The following is a 16,892-nucleotide window of genomic DNA, read 5'->3' as shown; positions in this document are numbered from 1 at the left end:
CCCGCCCGGGGTGCCGTCCCGTCGGGCGGCTCCTAGGGTGGGAGGATGCCTCCGCCCGGTGTGCCAGCGCACCAGCGGCACCGGAGTGCGGCAGCGACGAGGAGGACCAGCGACCCATGTGTGGAATCTGCGGCGAGATCCGGTTCGACGGCACGGCACCGGATGTCCCGGCCGTCGACGCGATGACCTGCGAGATGACCCGCCGGGGCCCCGACGGCTCCGGTGTCTTCGCCAAAGGGTCTGTGGCGCTGGGGCATCGGCGACTGAAGATCATCGACCTGACCGAGAAGGGCAGTCAGCCGATGATCGATCCCGCGCTCGGCCTGGCCTTGGTGTTCAACGGCTGCATCTACAACCATCACGAACTGCGCGCCGAGCTCGAGGGCAAGGGCTACACGTTCTTCTCCCATGCCGACAGCGAGGTCATCCTCAAGGCGTTCCACGCCTGGGGTCCTGACTGCGTCGACCACTTCATGGGGATGTTCGCGTTCGCGATCGTCGACACCGACACCGGCGTGGTCACCCTCGGCCGCGACCGGCTCGGCATCAAGCCGCTCTATCTCGCCGACACCCCCGGTCGCCTCCGGTTCGCCTCGTCGGTGCAGGCTCTGCTCCGCGCCGGTGACGTCGACACCTCGATCGACCGGGTGGCCCTGCACCACTACTTCAGCTTCCACGCCGTCGTGCCGGCACCCCACACGATCTACAACGGCATCCGGAAATTGCCGCCGGCGACGGTTCTGACGATCCGGCCCGACGGCCGGCGCACCGAGCGCCGTTACTGGGAGCCCGCGTTCGAGCCGCATCCCGACCGCCGGGGCTGGGATGAGAAGCGGTGGCAACACGAGCTGCTCGATTCGCTGCGGACGTCGGTGCGCCGGCGCATGGTCGCCGATGTCCCGGTCGGCGTGCTGCTGTCCGGCGGCGTCGACTCCTCACTGGTCGTCGCGCTTCTCGCCGAGCAGGGCCAGTCCGATCTCGCCACCTTCAGCATCGGATTCGACTCCGCGGCCGGGGAATCGGGCGACGAGTACGCCTACTCCGACCTCATCGTCGACACCTTCGGCACCGACCACCACAAGATCCACATCGGGACCGACCGCTTGTTGCCCGCGATCCCGGATACGGTCGCAGCGATGGGCGAACCGATGGTCAGCCACGACTGCGTTGCCTTCTATCTCCTGTCCCAGGAGGTCAGCAAGTCCATCAAGGTGGTCCAGTCCGGCCAGGGCGCGGACGAGATCCTCGGCGGGTACAGCTGGTATCCCCCGCTGCTCGACGTGACCCGCGAGAAGACGACGCGTGCCTATGCCGACGTGTTCTTCGACCGCGACGACGTCGACATCCGCGGCATCCTCGCCGACGACTACCTCACGGAGGCCGGCTACGACCCCAGCTTCGAATTCGCGTGGGCCCACCAGTCCGCGCCGGGCGCGGCCACGGCCGTCGACGCGGCGCTGCGGCTGGACACCACCGTCATGCTCGTCGACGACCCGGTCAAGCGCGTCGACACGATGACGATGGCCTGGGGCCTGGAAGCCCGCGTCCCGTTCCTCGATCACGAATTCGTCGAACTGGCCGCAACGTGTCCTCCCGATCTCAAGCTCGCGCACGGCGGCAAGGGTGTGCTCAAGGAGGCCAGCCGGGCGCTTCTGCCCTCGGCCGTCATCGACCGCACGAAGGGCTACTTCCCGGTGCCGGGCATCCGCCACCTCACCGGCGGTGTCCTCGACCTCGTCTCGGACACCCTGCGATCCAAGGCCGCCCGCGACCGCGGGCTGTACCGGCCCGGGGCGCTCGATCGGCTCTTCGCCGACCCCAACGGAATCCGCACCAGGCTCGACGGCAACGAACTGTGGCAGGTCGCGCTCCTCGAGATGTGGCTGCAGACCATGGAAGCGAACACACGACGGTGACGGCTCTGCGATTCGACGACCGCGGCTGGAAGACCTACGGCGCCTCCCTCTCCCCGGACGGGAGCGCGTTCGCCTACATCGTCGACGACGGCACCGGGTACCCACGGGCCGCGCAGCGCTCGCTGTCCCGGGACGGTGTCGGCGAGTTGCGGTGGGTCGAACTGCGATCCACCGGACCCGTCCGGAAGGTGGTGCACTCCACCGACGGCCGCTGGCTGGCGGTGGAGATCGCCCCCAGCGGCGGCGAGCACCACCAGGTCTGGGTCGTGACCACCGATCCCGATGACGACACCGCCCACCGCATCGCGGCGACCCGTCCCGACGGCCGCTCGTTCGGCACCGTCGGTCTCGTCGGATGGGACACCGACTGGGTCCTCATCACCGCCATCGACACCGACGGCACCTCCCACGCACTTCGCGTGCATCCCGGCACCGCGACCACCCTCACCCTGGACCAGCGCGTCGGCAGCGTGCTCATCGACTCGTGGAAGGGCGCCACCCTCGTCCGTGTGGGTCCCCGCGGCTATCACGACATGTTGCTGTTGCGCCGGCAGCCCGACTCGGGCGACGGCGAGATCTCGATGACCCCTCTCCTACCGCAGGATCCCGGTGCGGTCACCGATCAGGGTTACCTGCTCGACCAGGGGTTCGATCACTCCTCACTGGTCTTCGTGCCCGCGCCGAACGAACCGACCCGCGATCTCGACAGCGTCCAGGCCCTGGTGCGCAGTGACTTCGACGCCAAGTTCCCGCGGCTGCTCGGTGTGGAGGTCAGCCGGTTCGGCGTGCGGTTCCGGGTGTTGGCCCAGCGGGTCGACATCGGGCTCGACGAGTTCGCGGTCAGCCACGACCAGTCGACGGTCGCATTGCTGTGGAATGTGCAGGGGCGCAGTCAGTTCCAGATCATGACGCTGCCCGATCAGACCCTGCACCCACCCATCGACCTGCCCGGCGAGGTGGCGTCCGACCTCTCGATCAGTGCGGCGGGTTCAGTGGTCACCGTGACGGTGTCGAGTCCACAACACTCACCTCTGGTCCACCTCATCGATGTCGCCAACCGCGCCGTGTATCCCGTCCGCGACGACGTCATCGCGGGCGAGGGGCCCTCGTGCCTGCTCCGGCCCGAACTCCTCGAGTTCTCCGCGCGCGACGGTATGCCGCTGTCCGGCTTCCTGTTCCGCGCCCGCGACGCCACCGGATCCCCCGTTCCGGGGCCGACCCTCCTGTACTTCCACGGCGGACCCGAGGGGCAATCCCGCCCGGACTACCAGTTCCTGTTCGGCCCCCTGGTCGACGCCGGGATCACGGTCTTCGCCGCGAACGTCCGCGGTTCGTCGGGCTACGGCCGGCTGTTCGCCCATGCCGACGACCGGTACGGGCGGTACGCCGGGATCAACGACGCCGCGGACTGCGCGGAATTCCTGTGCCGGCAGGGCATCGCCGACCCCGATGCGGTCTATTGCTCCGGCCGTTCCTACGGCGGCTACCTCACCCTGGCGTGCCTGACGTTCCACCCCGAGCTGTTCGCCGCCGGGATCGCGATCTGCGGAATGAGTGACCTCGAATCGTTCTTCCGCAACACCGAACCGTGGATCGCGGTCGCCGCCTACACCAAGTACGGCCATCCCGAGTCCGACCGCGAGCTGCTCGCCGATCTCTCGCCCATCCACCGTATCGACGCGGTGCGTGCGCCATTGCTCGTCGTCCACGGCGCGCACGACACCAACGTCCCGGTGAGCGAGTCGCAGCAGATCGTCGCCGAACTCCAGGCCCGCGGGGCAGTCGCCGAGATGTTGATGTTCCACGACGAAGGTCACGAGATCGTCAAGCGACACAACCAACATCGGCTCACCGAGGCGGTGGCCGACTGGATCGCGCGACACCCCACCCGTCCCGCGCCCCGCTGATCCGACGCCTGACCCCGGCGGCCTGACACCCGGTTCGGCCGGTCTGGCCCCGTCGTCGAACGTCCGCGAATATTTCGGCACGTTCATCGCGGGGTAACAAAGCGTTCCTACATTTTTCCCATCAGCGCCGCCCGAACGACTTCCGACCCCCGGCCGCTGACCGGAAGACCAGGAGAACGCCATGTCCACCCCATCCGCCGGGACGCCCGGTCCGCACCCACCGACACCAGCGGCGGTGTCCCATTCCGGCGCCGCCGGCGAGAGCGTCGTCAAGGCCACATACGACGACCGGCTCACCAACACCGATCTCGCGCCGCTGAAGGAACAGAAGTGGACGTGGTACAACATCTTCGCCTTCTGGATGTCCGATGTGCACAGTGTCGGGGGTTACGTGTTCGCGGGCAGCCTCTTCGCCCTGGGCATCGCCGCCTGGCAGGTTCTCGTCGCCCTTCTCGTCGGCATCATCGCCGTCAACGTCCTCTGCAACCTGGTCGCGAAACCCTCACAGATGGCGGGCGTTCCCTACCCGGTGACCACCCGGGTGTCCTTCGGCGTCAAGGGCGCCAACATCCCGGCGATCATCCGCGGGGTGATCGCGGTGGTCTGGTACGGCATCCAGACGTACTTGGCGTCAGTCGCTTTCGGCCTCCTGGCGCTGAAGTTCTGGCCGGGACTCGAGCCCTGGGGCGACGTCGAGCAGCATGGCTTCCTCGGGTTGTCCGCGCTCGGCTGGGCGGGTTTCATCCTGATGTGGGTCCTGCAGGCGCTCGTGTTCTGGAACGGGATGGAGACGATCCGGAAGTTCATCGACTTCTGTGGTCCCGCAGTGTATGTCGTGATGATCGCGCTGGCGGCCTACCTCGTCGTGGAGGCCGGATGGGACAACGTGAGTCTCGACCTGTCGGTCGGCGACGGACTCTCCGGATGGTCGTCGATCACGATGATGATCAGCGCATTCGCGCTCGTTGTCTCCTACTTCTCCGGGCCGATGCTCAACTTCGGCGACTTCTCGCGCTACGGCCGCTCTTTCGGTGAGGTCAAGAAGGGCAATTTCTGGGGACTGCCGGTCAACTTCCTCTTCTTCTCCCTCCTGGTGGTGTGCACGGTCTCCGCGGCGGTCACGGTCATCGGCACCGACGAAGACGGCAACATCATCACCGACCCGGTGCACATCGTCGACCGCATCGACAACACCACCGCGGCAGTGCTGGGCGTGCTGACGTTCGCCATCGCCACGATCGGCATCAACATCGTCGCGAACTTCGTCTCGCCCGCATTCGACTTCTCGAATGTTGCTCCCACCAAGATCAGTTGGCGCACCGGGGGCATGATCGCCGCGGTGGGTTCGGTGCTCATCACGCCGTGGAACCTCTTCAACAACCCGACGGCGATCCATTACACGATGGACACCCTCGGCGCGGTGATCGGTCCGCTTTTCGGCATCCTGATCGCCGACTTCTACCTCATCAAGAAGCAGAAGATCGAGGTCGACGACCTGTTCACCATGAAGCCCGAGGGCGCCTACTGGTACCGCAACGGCTGGAACCCGGTTGCCGTGGGCGCCACCGTCATCGCCTCGGTCCTCCCGATCAGCGTCGTCATCTTCGGCACCGTCTACCAGGCCAGCTTCACCTGGTTCATGGGAGCGGGTCTGGGACTGGCCCTGTACTGGCTGGGGATGACGTTCGTGCCGGCCCACGTGATCTACGGGCCCGCGGCGATCGCCCACATGACCGCCGACCTCGAGGTGACGCCGGGTGCGGTCGACGACGCCGGCATCCCGGCTGTCGACGTGTCCGCAGACACCGTCCCCGACGGAGGCATACGCACGTAGTCATGCCGCAACCGTGCCATTGACAAATGGCACAGTTGCTGATGGTGTGAGGTGATGCACACCATCTCGACGCCCACCCCGCTGCCGACCAGAGCGTCCGCGCGGGCAACCGTCACGGCCCACGCGACGAGGTGGGGGCTCGGCACGTTCACCGGCGCGATACCGCTGAACCCGCTGGGAATCCGCCTCTCGCGTGGCCTCATCGCCACGATCATGCGCACCCTCGGGCGCACCCCCGCCGGGACGACGGTGCACCGCGTCGAGGAGAACGGGATCTCCGGGGAGTGGGTGCTCGGACCGGGCGTCCGGCGCGGGCGACGCGCGATCTACTACATCCACGGCAGCGCCTACACGATCTGTTCGGCACGCACGCACCGCTCGCTCGCCGCGCGGCTGTCGCTGGCCACGGGCCTGGCCGTGTTCGTCGTCGACTACCGCCTGGCACCCGAGCACCGGTTCCCCGCGGCCGCCGACGACGTCGCCGCCGGCTTCGACTGGCTGCTCCGGCAGGGCTTCCCACCGGGCGACGTCGTCATCGCCGGAGACTCCGCGGGCGGCCACCTGGCCTGCGATCTCGTCCTCCGGCGCGCAGCCGATGCCGCCGAGCAGCCCTCGTCGGTCGTCCTGTTCTCCCCGCTCATCGATCTCACCTTCGAGCTGGCGCGCACCCAGGAACGCATCCGGCGCGACCCGGCCATCACGGCGGCGGCCGCGGCGCGCCTGGTGGCCCTGTACACCCGCGACGTCGCCGCCGACGACCCCCGACTGTCCCTCGACTTCGCACCGGCGCGGCACCTCCCACCGTTCCTGGTCCAGACCGGTGGCGCCGAGATGCTCAGCGCCGACGCGCGCCATCTGGACGCAGAACTCCGCGCACATGGCGGTGACAGCCGGCTGGAGATCTGGCCCGGCATGATGCATGTCTTCCAGGCGCTCCCGCGGCTGGGCCCCGAGGCCGACGCAGCCCTCCGGCGAGTCGGCGACTTCCTGGCCGACCAGGAGTCGACCGGGCCGTCGGCGACGTCCGTCCCGGCCGCACACACCGTCTCGGACGCCTCATGATCACGGCGGTCGACGGCGTCCGACGCCGGTTCCTGCGAAACCCCTTGTCGCAGAACGCCAGAGCAGTCGTGACCGGGGCCGGGAGCGGGATCGGCCGGGCATTCGCGCTCGAACTCGGCCGGCGCGGGGGCGAGGTGATCTGCGCCGACATCGACGAGGAACGCGCCGACGAGACCGCGTCCCTCGTCACCGGCCGGACCGGCCGGACGGCCCATGCCTTCGGCTGCGATGTCGCGGACCGGGCGGCGATGGATTCGCTCGCGGCGTTCACCCGTACGACGTTCGACGGACCACCGACACTCGTCATCAACAACGCCGGGGTCGGCATCGGCGGTCGCCCGGTCGGCGACATCGGGTTCGACGACTGGGACTGGACTCTCGGGATCAACCTGTGGGGCGTGGTGTACGGTTGCGAACTCTTCGCGCCGATGCTCCGCGAGGCGGGCCGCGGCGGGATCATCAACGTCGCGTCGGCAGCAGGTTTCGCCGCCGCGCCCGTGATGGCCCCCTACAACGTGTCCAAGGCGGGCGTGGTCTCGCTGAGCGAGACTCTCGCCGCGGAACTGGCGCACTCCGGCATCGGTGTCACGGTGTTGTGCCCGACGTTCGTCAAGACCAACGTCGCGCGAGACGGTCGGATCACCTCGGACGCACAGAATCTCGCGGGAACGCTGATGCGCTGGACCGGGGTGTCACCAGCCGGCGTGGCCGCGTCGACACTCGACGCCCACGACCTGGGACGTCTCTACGTCCTACCGCAGCTGGACGCACGCGTGATCTGGCATCTCAAGCGACACTTCCCCGCGTCCTACGTCCGCGGACTCGGACTCCTCAACCGTCTCCTGCCGTCGTCCTGACGCGTCAGACCTCGGCCGAACGACCACACGAAAGGACCTTCTCATGGCCATCGACCTCGACAACATGCTCCAGAAGATCAAAGACCGCCAATGGGCTCTGGCCGACATCGACTGGGATGCACCGGGCGCCGAACTCATCGAGCCGGATCTGCACGCCAAGCTCAAACCCTTCATGAGTGACCTCATGTGGATCGAGAACGTCGGTGCACGCGGCTTCGCGGCAATGGCGAAGAAGGCCCCGACCCCGACGCTCAAGAGCATCTACGAGCACTTCCACGCCGAGGAACAGAAGCATGCCAATGCCGAACTGGCACTGATGCGCCGGTGGGGGATGCTCGACGGCGACGAGATCCCGTCACCGAATGTGAACGTGCAGCTGGTGATCAACTGGCTCGACCGGCACTCCGACGACATGTCCCTGTCCTTTCTGGGAACCGTGATCCCGATGCTCGAGGTCGCGCTCGACGGCGCGCTGATCAAGTTCATCACCGACGAGGTCAAGGACCCGGTGGCCCAGGAGGTGTTCAAGCGGATCAACTCCGACGAGTCGCGGCACCTCGCGGTCGACTTCGAGGTGATGGAGATCCTCGGACATGCGGGGTTGCGCAAGCGAACGATCGACTTCGTCGGCGGATGGATCAAGCCGACCTTCCTGATCGGCGCGCTCAGTTACGTTCCGCTCCTGAACAAGATGCGCGACAACATCGTCGCGATGGGCGTCGACGAGGAACGGTTGTACAGCGCGATGAAGCGTTACCGGGCGGTGGGCGAACGTAGCGAGTACGTACGGCGCCTCCCCATGTTCCAGGTGGTCGCGTACCACGGTGCGGCGGTGATCAATCGAGGAAACGTGCCGTACCACCTGTTCGCCGACTCGATGGTGAAGCTCACCGATCGCATTCCGTTCGGTCTCGTCCACCGAACGCCCACGTGGTCGCAGGAACTCACCTATGAGCCGACGGCCTGAGGGGGTGGGCATGCACACCTCGGTGGCGATCATCGGTGCCGGCTTCGCGGGCATCGGGGCGGCGATCCGTCTCCGCGATCGCGGAATCGACGACTTCGCGATCTTCGAACGCGACGACCGGGTCGGTGGCACCTGGCGCGACAACACCTATCCGGGGGCCGCGTGCGACATCCCGTCGCGCCTGTACTCCTACAGCTTCGCACCCAATCCCGAGTGGTCACACACCTACTCGCGGAGCGCCGAGATCCTCGACTACATCCGGTCGATGGTGGACGATTCCGGGATCGGCCCGCACATCCGGTTCGGTCACACGGTGTCGGGGCTGGAGTACAGCGCCGACGAAGGCCTGTGGACCATCACCTTCGACGAGGGACACGAGCAAGTACGGGCGCGCGCGGTCGTGCTCGCCTCCGGGCCGCTCGCGAACGCCTCGTTCCCCGACATCCCCGGCATCGAGGACTACCAGGGGCACAAGATCCACAGCGCGCGTTGGGATCACGACTACGACTTCACGGGCAAGAAGGTCGCGGTCGTGGGCACCGGGGCCAGCGCGGTGCAGATCGTGCCGGAACTGGTGAAACAGGCCGCGTCGGTGAAGGTCTTCCAGCGCACTCCCGGCTGGGTCCTCCCCCGCGCCGACGTCCGGACCGGTGAGGCCACCAAACGGCTGTATCGGTCGGTGCCCGGCGCGCAGCGGCTCGCACGATCGCTCTGGTTCTGGGGTCACGAGACGGTGGCCCTGGGCGTCGTCTGGAACACCCCCCTCACCCGCGTCGTCGAGGCGGTGAGCAAGTTCCACCTGCGCTCCCAGGTCGCCGACCCGTGGCTGCGCAGGCAACTCACCCCCGACTTCGCCGCGGGATGCAAACGCCTCCTCATGACCAGCGACTACTACCCGGCGCTGCAACGGCCGAACTGCACACTGGTCACCTGGCCGATCGCCCGCATCGCCGAACGTGGCATCCGCACCGTCGAAGGTGTTGAGCACCAGTTCGATTGCATCGTGTTCGCGACCGGCTTCGACGTGTCCAAGAACGGGACGCCGATCCCGATCACCGGCCTCGACGGGCGGGATCTGGCCGCGGAGTGGGGTCGGGGCGCGTTCGCCTACCGCAGCGTCGCGGTGTCCGGCTATCCCAACCTGTTCTTCACATTCGGACCCAATTCCGGTCCCGGCCACAGCTCCGCCCTGGTCTACATGGAGGCACAGATCGACTACATCACCGACGCCATCACGCAGCTGCTCGACCACGGGTGGAAGGCCCTCGACGTCCGCGCCGAGGCGCAGGAGCGGTACAACCGCGACATCCAGCGCCGGTTGACCTCGACCACGTGGAACTCGGGCTGCCAGAGCTGGTACCTGACCGAGGACGGGTTCAACGCGACGATGTATCCCGGCTTCGCCACCCAGTACGTCGGCCAGCTCCGCCGCGTCGAGCTGCGTGACTACCGGATTCTCGTCCACCAGGGGGCTCGGACTCCGGCCGCGGCAGCGATACAGTGAGGGGATGACCGAGTACCGGATCGACGACCTGGCGCGCGTGTCCGGAACCACCACCCGGAACATCCGCGGCTACCAGGAGCGGGGGCTGCTCCCCCAGCCGCTCCGCCGTGGACGAGTGGCGATCTACACCGAGAAGCACCTCCGCAATCTCCGGGCCATCAACAAGCTGCTCGGTAGCGGATTCACGCTCAAGCACATCGCCACCTTCATGACCAATCCCGGCGCTCGCATCGGGGATGCGTTGGAGCTCAACGAGATCCTCGACGAGCACTGGTCGAGTACATCGCGTCCGGAGATCACCCGCGCCGAGCTCGACGAGCGATTCGGTCCGCTGGACGACGCGCAGGTCGCCGCCCTCGTGCGCGCCGGGGTGATCGCCGAGACCGCGCGCGACGGGGTGTACGAAGCCGTCGATCGGCGCATCATCGGGAACCTGGCGAAGCTCGTACGGCGGGGCATGCAGATCTCCGCGCTGGCCGACGTGCACGAACGGTTCACCGGAAAGATCAACGAGGCCGCCGAGATCCTGCTCGCGGCCGCGCACGACGAGGTGGACCGGCGCAAGGGTCCGGGCTGGCTGCCGGAGAACGACGACGACGTGGCCTGGGCGGTGAACCTGCTGGGCATGATGCGCCGCGTCGGGACGGAGAACGCGCACGCCGCCCTCGACCGCGCGCTCGACACGGCACTTGACCGGGAGCTCTCGGCCCACCAGAGCGCCGTGGACGAACGCGCGGACGCCGACGCGCCGCAGTCGGACTGAGTCCAGAGCCACGCTCAGCGGGATACGTTGTGCCGCTCCGGGAGAACGACGAGCGACGCCAAGAAGAAGCAGATCGCACCGACGAACGTCCCGGACGTGGCCGCCACGGCGTCGGCGGTGACGCCGCCCGTGGTCACGAACGCCCCGACCGCGGACACGCCGAAGGCGACACACCCGATCCAGTTGATCAGCACCGACCACCAGTTGCGGTCACCCGCATCCCACCGGCGTCCGGTGGCGCGGGTGTACCCGGCGAAGGCGACCGCGCCACTGATGAGGAAGGCGATCGAGCCGCCGGCGTCAGGGGTCCAGACGAGGTGCCGGTCGCCCCAGATCGTGTGTGCGAGGAGCGCCCCCGTCGTCGACACGTTGAAGAGAATCGTGCCCACTGATTGCGTTGCCGCGCCGAGCCATTCGGCACGGATCACCGAACCCGGGGCCGAGGACCGCAGCTCGGCCACGGTTCCGCTCCGAACGAGCTGGATGAAACCCGCACCGGTGAAGAACCACGCGCCGACGAAGTAGCAGCCGTTGGCGAATCCGGCACCCGCCAGATGCGCCAGCCCGGGGGCCGAACCCAGCGCGAACAGCGCCGACCCGACCATGAACCCCCAGCACTGGGTGCGCAGGGTCGGAGTCAGGAGCGCGTGCCCGCGCTCATGCGGTGACATCGAGGCTCGCGATGACCTTGCTCGGCTCGATCCAGATCGCCAGCTCGCCGGGCACCCCGTTGCGGGCCCCGAATTCCTCGGCGCGGTCGGCGCCCATGTACCGCGCCCCGCACAGCGAGGCGATGCGACGTACCTCGTCGAGGTCGTCGGTGATGCGGGCGCGGCCCTGCACCTGCACGAACCCGAAGGGCGGTTCGGGCAGGTCGACCGACATCACGACCCGCGGATCGCGCAGCAGCGCACGGCCTTTGGCCGTGGTGGCGCCGGTGTTGAAGGCGATCCGGTCACCGTCGAGCACGAACCACACCGGAACGACGAGGGGCCGTCCGTCGGCGGCGAGATATCCGAGATGACCGGTTTTCGTGCCGCCGGTCAGGAAATCGCGGACGGCCGGGTCGGACAGCGAGGATGCAGACATGCTCTCAGGGTAGGTGGTGCGTCCCGGACTCGTCCGGCTCACCGTTGCGCGAGTACCGCACCGATCCGGCAGGCCATCATCATGATGGTGGCGTGCGGACCGCTGCGTCCGCTGCCGGGAAGTATCGACCCGTCGACGATCCGCAGTCCGTGGATCCCGGACACGCCGCCGAGCCAGTCGGTCCGGACACCCATCGGCATGGTCCCCCAGGCGTGCTGGGAGAACCCCGCCCGATCGGCGATACGGACGCTCCCCGGCACGACGACGCCGGCGAACTCCGGCGCCCCCAGCATGTCCACGATCCCGTCGGCTGCCGTCCGCAGCGTGGCGGCGGTGTCCGGGTCCGGCTCGTCGACCTCCATCCGCACGCGTGCGTCGTCGGCGACGATCCGCACCGGCGAGTGCCGCATCGCGGTCACCTCGACGATCGGCCCGCTGGCCGGCAAACCGCGAATGTAGGTCGCGAAATCATCCCGATAGCAACGTATCTCGAGACCTTCGTCGGTGTGTAGCACGGTCGGCAACACCATTCCCGCATCCGCCGGCGATCGCCTCGAGTACGACACCGCGAGGCCTCGATGCTCCCCGGCGATCAGCGACCGCGCATGCGTCCGGCCGGTCACGCCCGGGAGTTCCGATCGAAGCAGGATCCCCGCGGTCCCGAGGGTGCCCGCGGCGAGGATCACCTCCCCCGCACTCACCCCGAGCGCCCCCGCGCGCACGCCCGTCACCGTGGCCCGAGCCGTGTCCAGGCGGTCCACCGTGTGCCCGGTCAGCACCCGGAGATTGGGGCGTGACAGTGCGGGGGCGAGGTAGGCATCCGCGGCCGAGCGACGTCCGACTCCGCGGCGATTGGTCAGCACCCGATTCAACCCCACCACCGGCCACCGCTGCGTCATCGGGCGCACCGGCGCCCGCTCCGACCAGTAGCGCTCGAAAGCGCGTCCGGCGTCTCCGAGTTCGTCGTCGGGCACAGGTCCGACACCCATCGTGCCTCGCACGGGCGCGTCCAGTTCGTCATAGGCGTCGGCGATGGAGTCGGGCTCCCATCCCGCCGGCCACGACCCGAAGTCGTCTCGATGCCACCTCAGGAAGTACCCGCCGTTCACCGCCGACGAGCCGCCGAGGGCCGATCCGCGGGCCGCGGACACCCCGAGATCGGTGTCGTGCCGGACCGCGTGCGGCGCGGCGTCGTCGATCGGTAGTCGCCGGAGATCCAGATCCGCCGGTGTGGGCAACCCCGCGGGCCCCCGTTCGAGCAGTACGACGGTCCGGTCCGGCTCCCGCGAGAGCCTCTCGGCGAGCACGCACCCGGCACTGCCGGCACCGACGATGACGACGTCCGCGGTGAACGACCGATCGGCCGTTGTCATCGAGAGATGACCGGGCGCAACGCTTCCGGGTCTCGATGGGCGATGACTCCCTGCCAGAGGCCGGCGCCGTAGGCCAGATCGTCGAGTCGGTGCATGAGGATGTAGCGCAGCGGGCCGAGGGTGGGTGGACTGGTCGGATCGGCGAGCAGGTCCCGGACCCAGGAGACCACCCCCTCGACGATCGCCACCTGCACGGCGAGGGTGCGGAATCGCTTCGACACCAGCGCGAGCAACAACGCCACCGGCCAGTAGTGACGGCAGATCGCATCGGCGGCCTGCAGCAAACCGAACCCGGCGGCCCGTCCGGTCATCTGCGCGGACACCAGCGGCGCCGAGGGCAGGTCGCCGAGCCGACGCCGCATCCGGACCGCGAGGTGCGTGAGGATGATCATGGCCAGTGCGGCACCGAAACGGGTTCGCGACAGCAGCGCGACCACCGCGGCCGCCATCGGGACCGACATCTTCATCGGCGCCGCGCGGTCACCGTGCCGGGAGGCCAGGTGCGCCGCACCGGTGCCGTAGAAGCAGCGACGCGAGAGCACCGACCGCAGGTCCGTGCGGTGCTCGTGGGCCACCCGCGCCACCGGGTCGTATCGGATCCGCCATCCCTGCGCGTGCATCCGCCAGCATGCGTCGACGTCCTCGGCCACCCGCAGTGACTCGTCGAATCCACAGAAAGCGCTGCGCCGCACGACCATCGCCGCACTGGGCACGTACGGAGTCCGGGTGGACGGCGCCACCGCGGACTCCTCGGGCCCCATGTCCAGCGACGACCAGCCGTTCTCGTAGCGCTCGGCCAGCGATGCCGCCATCGAGTCGTCGGACTGCAGTCCGACGATCCGCGGAGCGACGAGGCCCACGGTCGGATCCGAGAAGTGGGTGAGCAAGATCGTGAGCCAGTCCGGGTCCGGCACGACGTCGGAGTCGAGGAAGGCGACGAAATCGGTCGTCGCCGCCGCCGCTCCCGCGTTGCGCGCCGCCGACGGGCCGCGATTCTCGTCGAAGCGCAGGACCCGGGCGGTCGGCCGGTCCGTCTCGATCGGCGTCGCCGAGCCGTCGTCGACGACGATCACGGCCAACCCGTCGAGGGCCTCGAGGAGGCGGTCGACACCGTCCTGGTTGTCCCGCACCGGGATGACCACGGTGACATCGTCCGGCTGCGGACCGAACATCGGCCGCGGATTGGCGATTCCCGCATCCAGCAGAGCGCGGGCGAGACGCCGGGTCACGTTGTCGCACACCTCGATCCGTCCATCCTCGGAGGTCATCCCGAGCGCGGTGTCGGACATGCGCAGCAGTCGTGTCGGCGATCCGCCGACGAGGTAGCGGAAGTCGCCGGCCTTCGCGCACCGCAGGTCGATCTGCACCTGGAATCCGTCGGGCAGACCGGTGGGCGTTCCCGCCGACACGTCCGCGGCCGGCTCACCGTCCCGGCCGGTGGCGTCGGAACCGTCCTGGGCAGCCGTCCCGTCCGCGCTCGCGTCCTGGTTCTCGGCCCAGCGACGTGGGGCCGAGTCGTCGAGGGCCGTCATCCCAGGCGCCCCAGATCGTCGACCTGCCACGACTCGAGCGCAGTGCACAGCCGATCGGTGACGTCGCCGACCAGGCCTGCACCGTCGTCGGGGTTCGCACCCTCCGGGTCACCGAGGACCCCGTTGGGGCTGACGGCGGCCACACCGCCCGACCGCATCGCACCCAGCAGCGCACCCACCGGCTCCCGATTGCCGGCGACGGCACGCGACCGATCGACCACTGATGGTGAAACATGCAGCAGCACAGACGTTTCGGTGAAGCCGGCGTGCGCATCGGCGCCGTCGAACGCGCACGGGAACCAGGCGACGTCCCGGCCTTCGTACCGTAGTCGGGTCACCGCCTCGACCAGGGTCCTGGTGTTTCCGCCGTGTCCGTTGACGAACACCACACGCGCCGCCCACCGGCACGCACTGCGGCCGTATTCGACGAGCAGACCCCGCAGCGCCTCGTGCCCGATCGAGATGGTGCCGGCGAAGCCCTCGTGTTCGCCGCTGGCACCGTAGTTGAGATCAGGGGCGCGCAGGAGCCCGGGAGCGTCCGATCGTCCGCACACGCGGTCTGCGATCGCCGCGGCGATGCGCGTGTCGGTGTCGAGCGGAAGGTGGGGGCCGTGTTGTTCGACCGAGCCGAGGGGCACCAGCAGGGTGATCACCTGCCCATCGAGGTCTGGCCAGTTGCACTGCCCCAACATCGATGGCCCTGTCATTCGACCAATGCTAGCGATGGTGCTTGCGAGTGTGTCGGTCTCGCCCGAAAAACGAAGCGAAAAACGCGCCCAGATCCCGCCTCGGACCACTCTGACGAGCGTTCGATCGGTTGTGGAATGCTTGGTGCATCCAGTGACACCTGACACAGTGCGCAGTACAACGATCGGGAGGACGACACCCATGAGCAGTGCCACACCACGCGACAGCGGCAAGCCCGGCCCACTGAGTTCGATCCGGGTCATCGAATTCGCCGGCATCGGCCCCGGCCCGCATGCCGCCATGCTCCTGGCCGATCTCGGCGCCGATGTCGTGCGGGTGCAACGGCCCGGCTCGCTGCCCACGCCGGGCCGCAACGCCGATGCCCTCCTCCGTGGCCGACGCGTCGTCGAGGCGAACCTCAAAGACGAGAACGACCGCGAGACGATCCTCGGCCTCGTCGCCAAGGCCGACGTGATCCTCGAGGGCTTCCGCCCCGGCGTGATGGAGCGCCTCGGACTCGGACCGGATGATCTCGAGAAGGTGAACCCGGGACTGGTCTACGGACGCATGACCGGCTGGGGTCAGGACGGGCCGCGCGCCAACCTGGCCGGCCACGACATCAACTACATCTCGCTCACCGGGATGCTGCATGCCATCGGACGCAAGGACGACCGTCCGGTGCCGCCGCTCAACCTGGCCGGCGACTTCGGCGGTGGGTCGATGTTCCTCGTCGTCGGCGTCCTCGCGGCGCTGCTCGAGCGCGGGATCTCCGGTCGAGGGCAGGTGGTCGACGCCGCCATGGTCGACGGCGCTTCCGTTCTCGGACAGATGATGTGGGCGTTCCGGGGCACCGGCCTGTGGAGCGACACAAGAGGCGTGAACCTCCTCGACACCGGCGCCCCGTACTACGAGGTCTACGAGACCTCCGACGGCAAGTACATGGCGGTCGGCGCGATCGAACCGCAGTTCTACGCCGAACTGCTCAAGGGCCTCGAACTGACCGACGCGGATCTGCCGGACCAGAACGACATCGCCCAGTGGGACAAGCTGAAGGAGGTCTTCACCGAGACCTTCAAGTCCCGCACCCGCGACGACTGGGCCGCGGTCTTCGAGGGCACCGACGCCTGCACCTCCCCCGTCCTCACCTTCGCCGAGGCGCCCGCCGACGCCCACATGGCCGCACGCGCCAACCTCGTCGACATCGACGGCGTGACCCAGGCCCAGGTGGCACCGCGGTTCTCGCGCACCAAGCCGGAGACCCCGACGGGCCCGACCACCGAGGCGACCGATCCGTCGACCCTCTGGGCCGACTGACGAACGACCCGCTCCCCGAGGAGCGAGGACCGAACGCGGGGAGCGAAAGCGACCCACCCCGCCCCCCGAGGTGCGAGGAGCGAAAGC

14 protein-coding genes are annotated in these 16,892 nt (G+C 68.5%); 9 read left to right on the top strand and 5 right to left on the bottom strand.

The annotated features are described in order from the left end of the window. The first annotated feature begins 116 nt into the window (after positions 1-116). The 8 genes from CA982_RS05625 to CA982_RS05590 all read left to right on the top strand — a co-directional run bounded on the left by CA982_RS05625 (position 117) and on the right by CA982_RS05590 (position 10,810). Positions 117-1,916 carry an N-acetylglutaminylglutamine amidotransferase gene (locus CA982_RS05625; RefSeq protein WP_086534379.1) on the top strand — a complete coding sequence of 600 codons (1,800 nt, stop codon included), beginning with the start codon at positions 117-119 and terminating at the stop codon, positions 1,914-1,916. Continuing rightward, positions 1,913-3,823, top strand: a complete 1,911-nt coding sequence (locus CA982_RS05620) for a S9 family peptidase (RefSeq protein ID WP_086534378.1) — start codon at positions 1,913-1,915, stop codon at positions 3,821-3,823. Before CA982_RS05625 ends, CA982_RS05620 begins: the two co-directional genes overlap by 4 nt. A 181-nt stretch (positions 3,824-4,004) precedes the next feature. Then, complete coding sequence (locus tag CA982_RS05615) at positions 4,005-5,657, top strand: NCS1 family nucleobase:cation symporter-1 (RefSeq protein ID WP_086534377.1); 1,653 nt, start codon at positions 4,005-4,007, stop codon at positions 5,655-5,657. A gap of 54 nt (positions 5,658-5,711) precedes the next feature. After that, positions 5,712-6,719 (top strand): alpha/beta hydrolase, encoded by a 1,008-nt coding sequence (locus CA982_RS05610; protein ID WP_086534376.1) that lies wholly within the window; start codon positions 5,712-5,714, stop codon positions 6,717-6,719. Continuing rightward, complete coding sequence (locus CA982_RS05605; RefSeq protein ID WP_086534375.1) at positions 6,716-7,576, top strand: SDR family NAD(P)-dependent oxidoreductase; 861 nt, start codon at positions 6,716-6,718, stop codon at positions 7,574-7,576. Before CA982_RS05610 ends, CA982_RS05605 begins: the two co-directional genes overlap by 4 nt. Before the next feature lie 43 nt (positions 7,577-7,619). Further along, positions 7,620-8,543: a reductase gene (locus CA982_RS05600; RefSeq protein ID WP_086534374.1), complete on the top strand. Its 924-nt coding sequence runs from the start codon at positions 7,620-7,622 to the stop codon at positions 8,541-8,543. Positions 8,544-8,553: 10 nt separating this feature from the next. Further along, a complete protein-coding gene (locus CA982_RS05595) occupies positions 8,554-10,047 on the top strand; it encodes a flavin-containing monooxygenase (protein WP_086534373.1) in 1,494 nt (497 codons plus the stop codon). 4 nt (positions 10,048-10,051) lie between these two features. Next, the gene (locus tag CA982_RS05590) at positions 10,052-10,810 is read left to right on the top strand and encodes a MerR family transcriptional regulator (RefSeq protein WP_086534372.1); all 759 of its coding nucleotides are present in this window, start codon (positions 10,052-10,054) and stop codon (positions 10,808-10,810) included. 14 nt (positions 10,811-10,824) lie between these two features. Here CA982_RS05590 and CA982_RS05585 read toward each other — a convergent pair whose 3' ends face one another. The 5 genes from CA982_RS05585 to mftE are packed head-to-tail and all read right to left on the bottom strand — an operon-like array spanning position 10,825 to position 15,496. Next, positions 10,825-11,481, bottom strand: coding sequence for a hypothetical protein (locus CA982_RS05585; protein ID WP_208617891.1), 657 nt, complete (start codon positions 11,479-11,481; stop codon positions 10,825-10,827). Continuing rightward, a complete protein-coding gene (locus CA982_RS05580) occupies positions 11,468-11,899 on the bottom strand; it encodes a PPOX class F420-dependent oxidoreductase (RefSeq protein WP_086534371.1) in 432 nt (143 codons plus the stop codon). The genes CA982_RS05585 and CA982_RS05580 overlap by 14 nt, the downstream gene beginning before the upstream one ends. A 38-nt stretch (positions 11,900-11,937) precedes the next feature. After that, on the bottom strand, positions 11,938-13,272 hold the full coding sequence (gene mftG, locus CA982_RS05575) for a mycofactocin system GMC family oxidoreductase MftG (RefSeq protein WP_086534370.1): 1,335 nt from the start codon (positions 13,270-13,272) through the stop codon (positions 11,938-11,940). Next, positions 13,269-14,804 (bottom strand): mycofactocin biosynthesis glycosyltransferase MftF, encoded by a 1,536-nt coding sequence (mftF, locus tag CA982_RS05570; protein ID WP_086534369.1) that lies wholly within the window; start codon positions 14,802-14,804, stop codon positions 13,269-13,271. Before mftF ends, mftG begins: the two co-directional genes overlap by 4 nt. Then, a complete protein-coding gene (mftE, locus tag CA982_RS05565) occupies positions 14,801-15,496 on the bottom strand; it encodes a mycofactocin biosynthesis peptidyl-dipeptidase MftE (RefSeq protein ID WP_086534368.1) in 696 nt (231 codons plus the stop codon). Before mftE ends, mftF begins: the two co-directional genes overlap by 4 nt. Positions 15,497-15,692: 196 nt before the next feature. Here mftE and CA982_RS05560 point away from each other — a divergent pair, with 196 nt between their 5' ends. Then, the gene (locus CA982_RS05560; RefSeq protein ID WP_086534367.1) at positions 15,693-16,805 is read left to right on the top strand and encodes a CaiB/BaiF CoA transferase family protein; all 1,113 of its coding nucleotides are present in this window, start codon (positions 15,693-15,695) and stop codon (positions 16,803-16,805) included. Positions 16,806-16,892: the final 87 nt, after the last annotated feature.

Source organism: Gordonia lacunae (assembly GCF_002149015.1).
In the GTDB taxonomy this organism is placed as follows: Bacteria; Actinomycetota; Actinomycetes; order Mycobacteriales; family Mycobacteriaceae; genus Gordonia; species Gordonia lacunae.
The sequence above is the reverse complement of the archived record's forward strand: the minus strand, read 5'-3'. Positions and strand labels throughout refer to the sequence as shown.

Bases quoted from the DNA above. Each gene is read 5' to 3' on its own strand.
- CA982_RS05625 (WP_086534379.1), top strand. From the start codon at position 117: ATGTGTGGAATCTGCGGCGAGATCCGGTTCGACGGCACGGCACCGGAT.
- CA982_RS05615 (WP_086534377.1), top strand. From the start codon at position 4,005: ATGTCCACCCCATCCGCCGGGACGCCCGGTCCGCACCCACCGACACCA.
- CA982_RS05610 (WP_086534376.1), top strand. From the start codon at position 5,712: ATGCACACCATCTCGACGCCCACCCCGCTGCCGACCAGAGCGTCCGCG.
- CA982_RS05605 (WP_086534375.1), top strand. From the start codon at position 6,716: ATGATCACGGCGGTCGACGGCGTCCGACGCCGGTTCCTGCGAAACCCC.
- CA982_RS05600 (WP_086534374.1), top strand. From the start codon at position 7,620: ATGGCCATCGACCTCGACAACATGCTCCAGAAGATCAAAGACCGCCAA.
- CA982_RS05595 (WP_086534373.1), top strand. From the start codon at position 8,554: ATGCACACCTCGGTGGCGATCATCGGTGCCGGCTTCGCGGGCATCGGG.
- CA982_RS05590 (WP_086534372.1), top strand. From the start codon at position 10,052: ATGACCGAGTACCGGATCGACGACCTGGCGCGCGTGTCCGGAACCACC.
- CA982_RS05585 (WP_208617891.1), bottom strand. From the start codon at position 11,481: ATGTCACCGCATGAGCGCGGGCACGCGCTCCTGACTCCGACCCTGCGC.
- CA982_RS05580 (WP_086534371.1), bottom strand. From the start codon at position 11,899: ATGTCTGCATCCTCGCTGTCCGACCCGGCCGTCCGCGATTTCCTGACC.
- mftG (WP_086534370.1), bottom strand. From the start codon at position 13,272: ATGACAACGGCCGATCGGTCGTTCACCGCGGACGTCGTCATCGTCGGT.
- mftF (WP_086534369.1), bottom strand. From the start codon at position 14,804: ATGACGGCCCTCGACGACTCGGCCCCACGTCGCTGGGCCGAGAACCAG.
- mftE (WP_086534368.1), bottom strand. From the start codon at position 15,496: ATGTTGGGGCAGTGCAACTGGCCAGACCTCGATGGGCAGGTGATCACC.
- CA982_RS05560 (WP_086534367.1), top strand. From the start codon at position 15,693: ATGAGCAGTGCCACACCACGCGACAGCGGCAAGCCCGGCCCACTGAGT.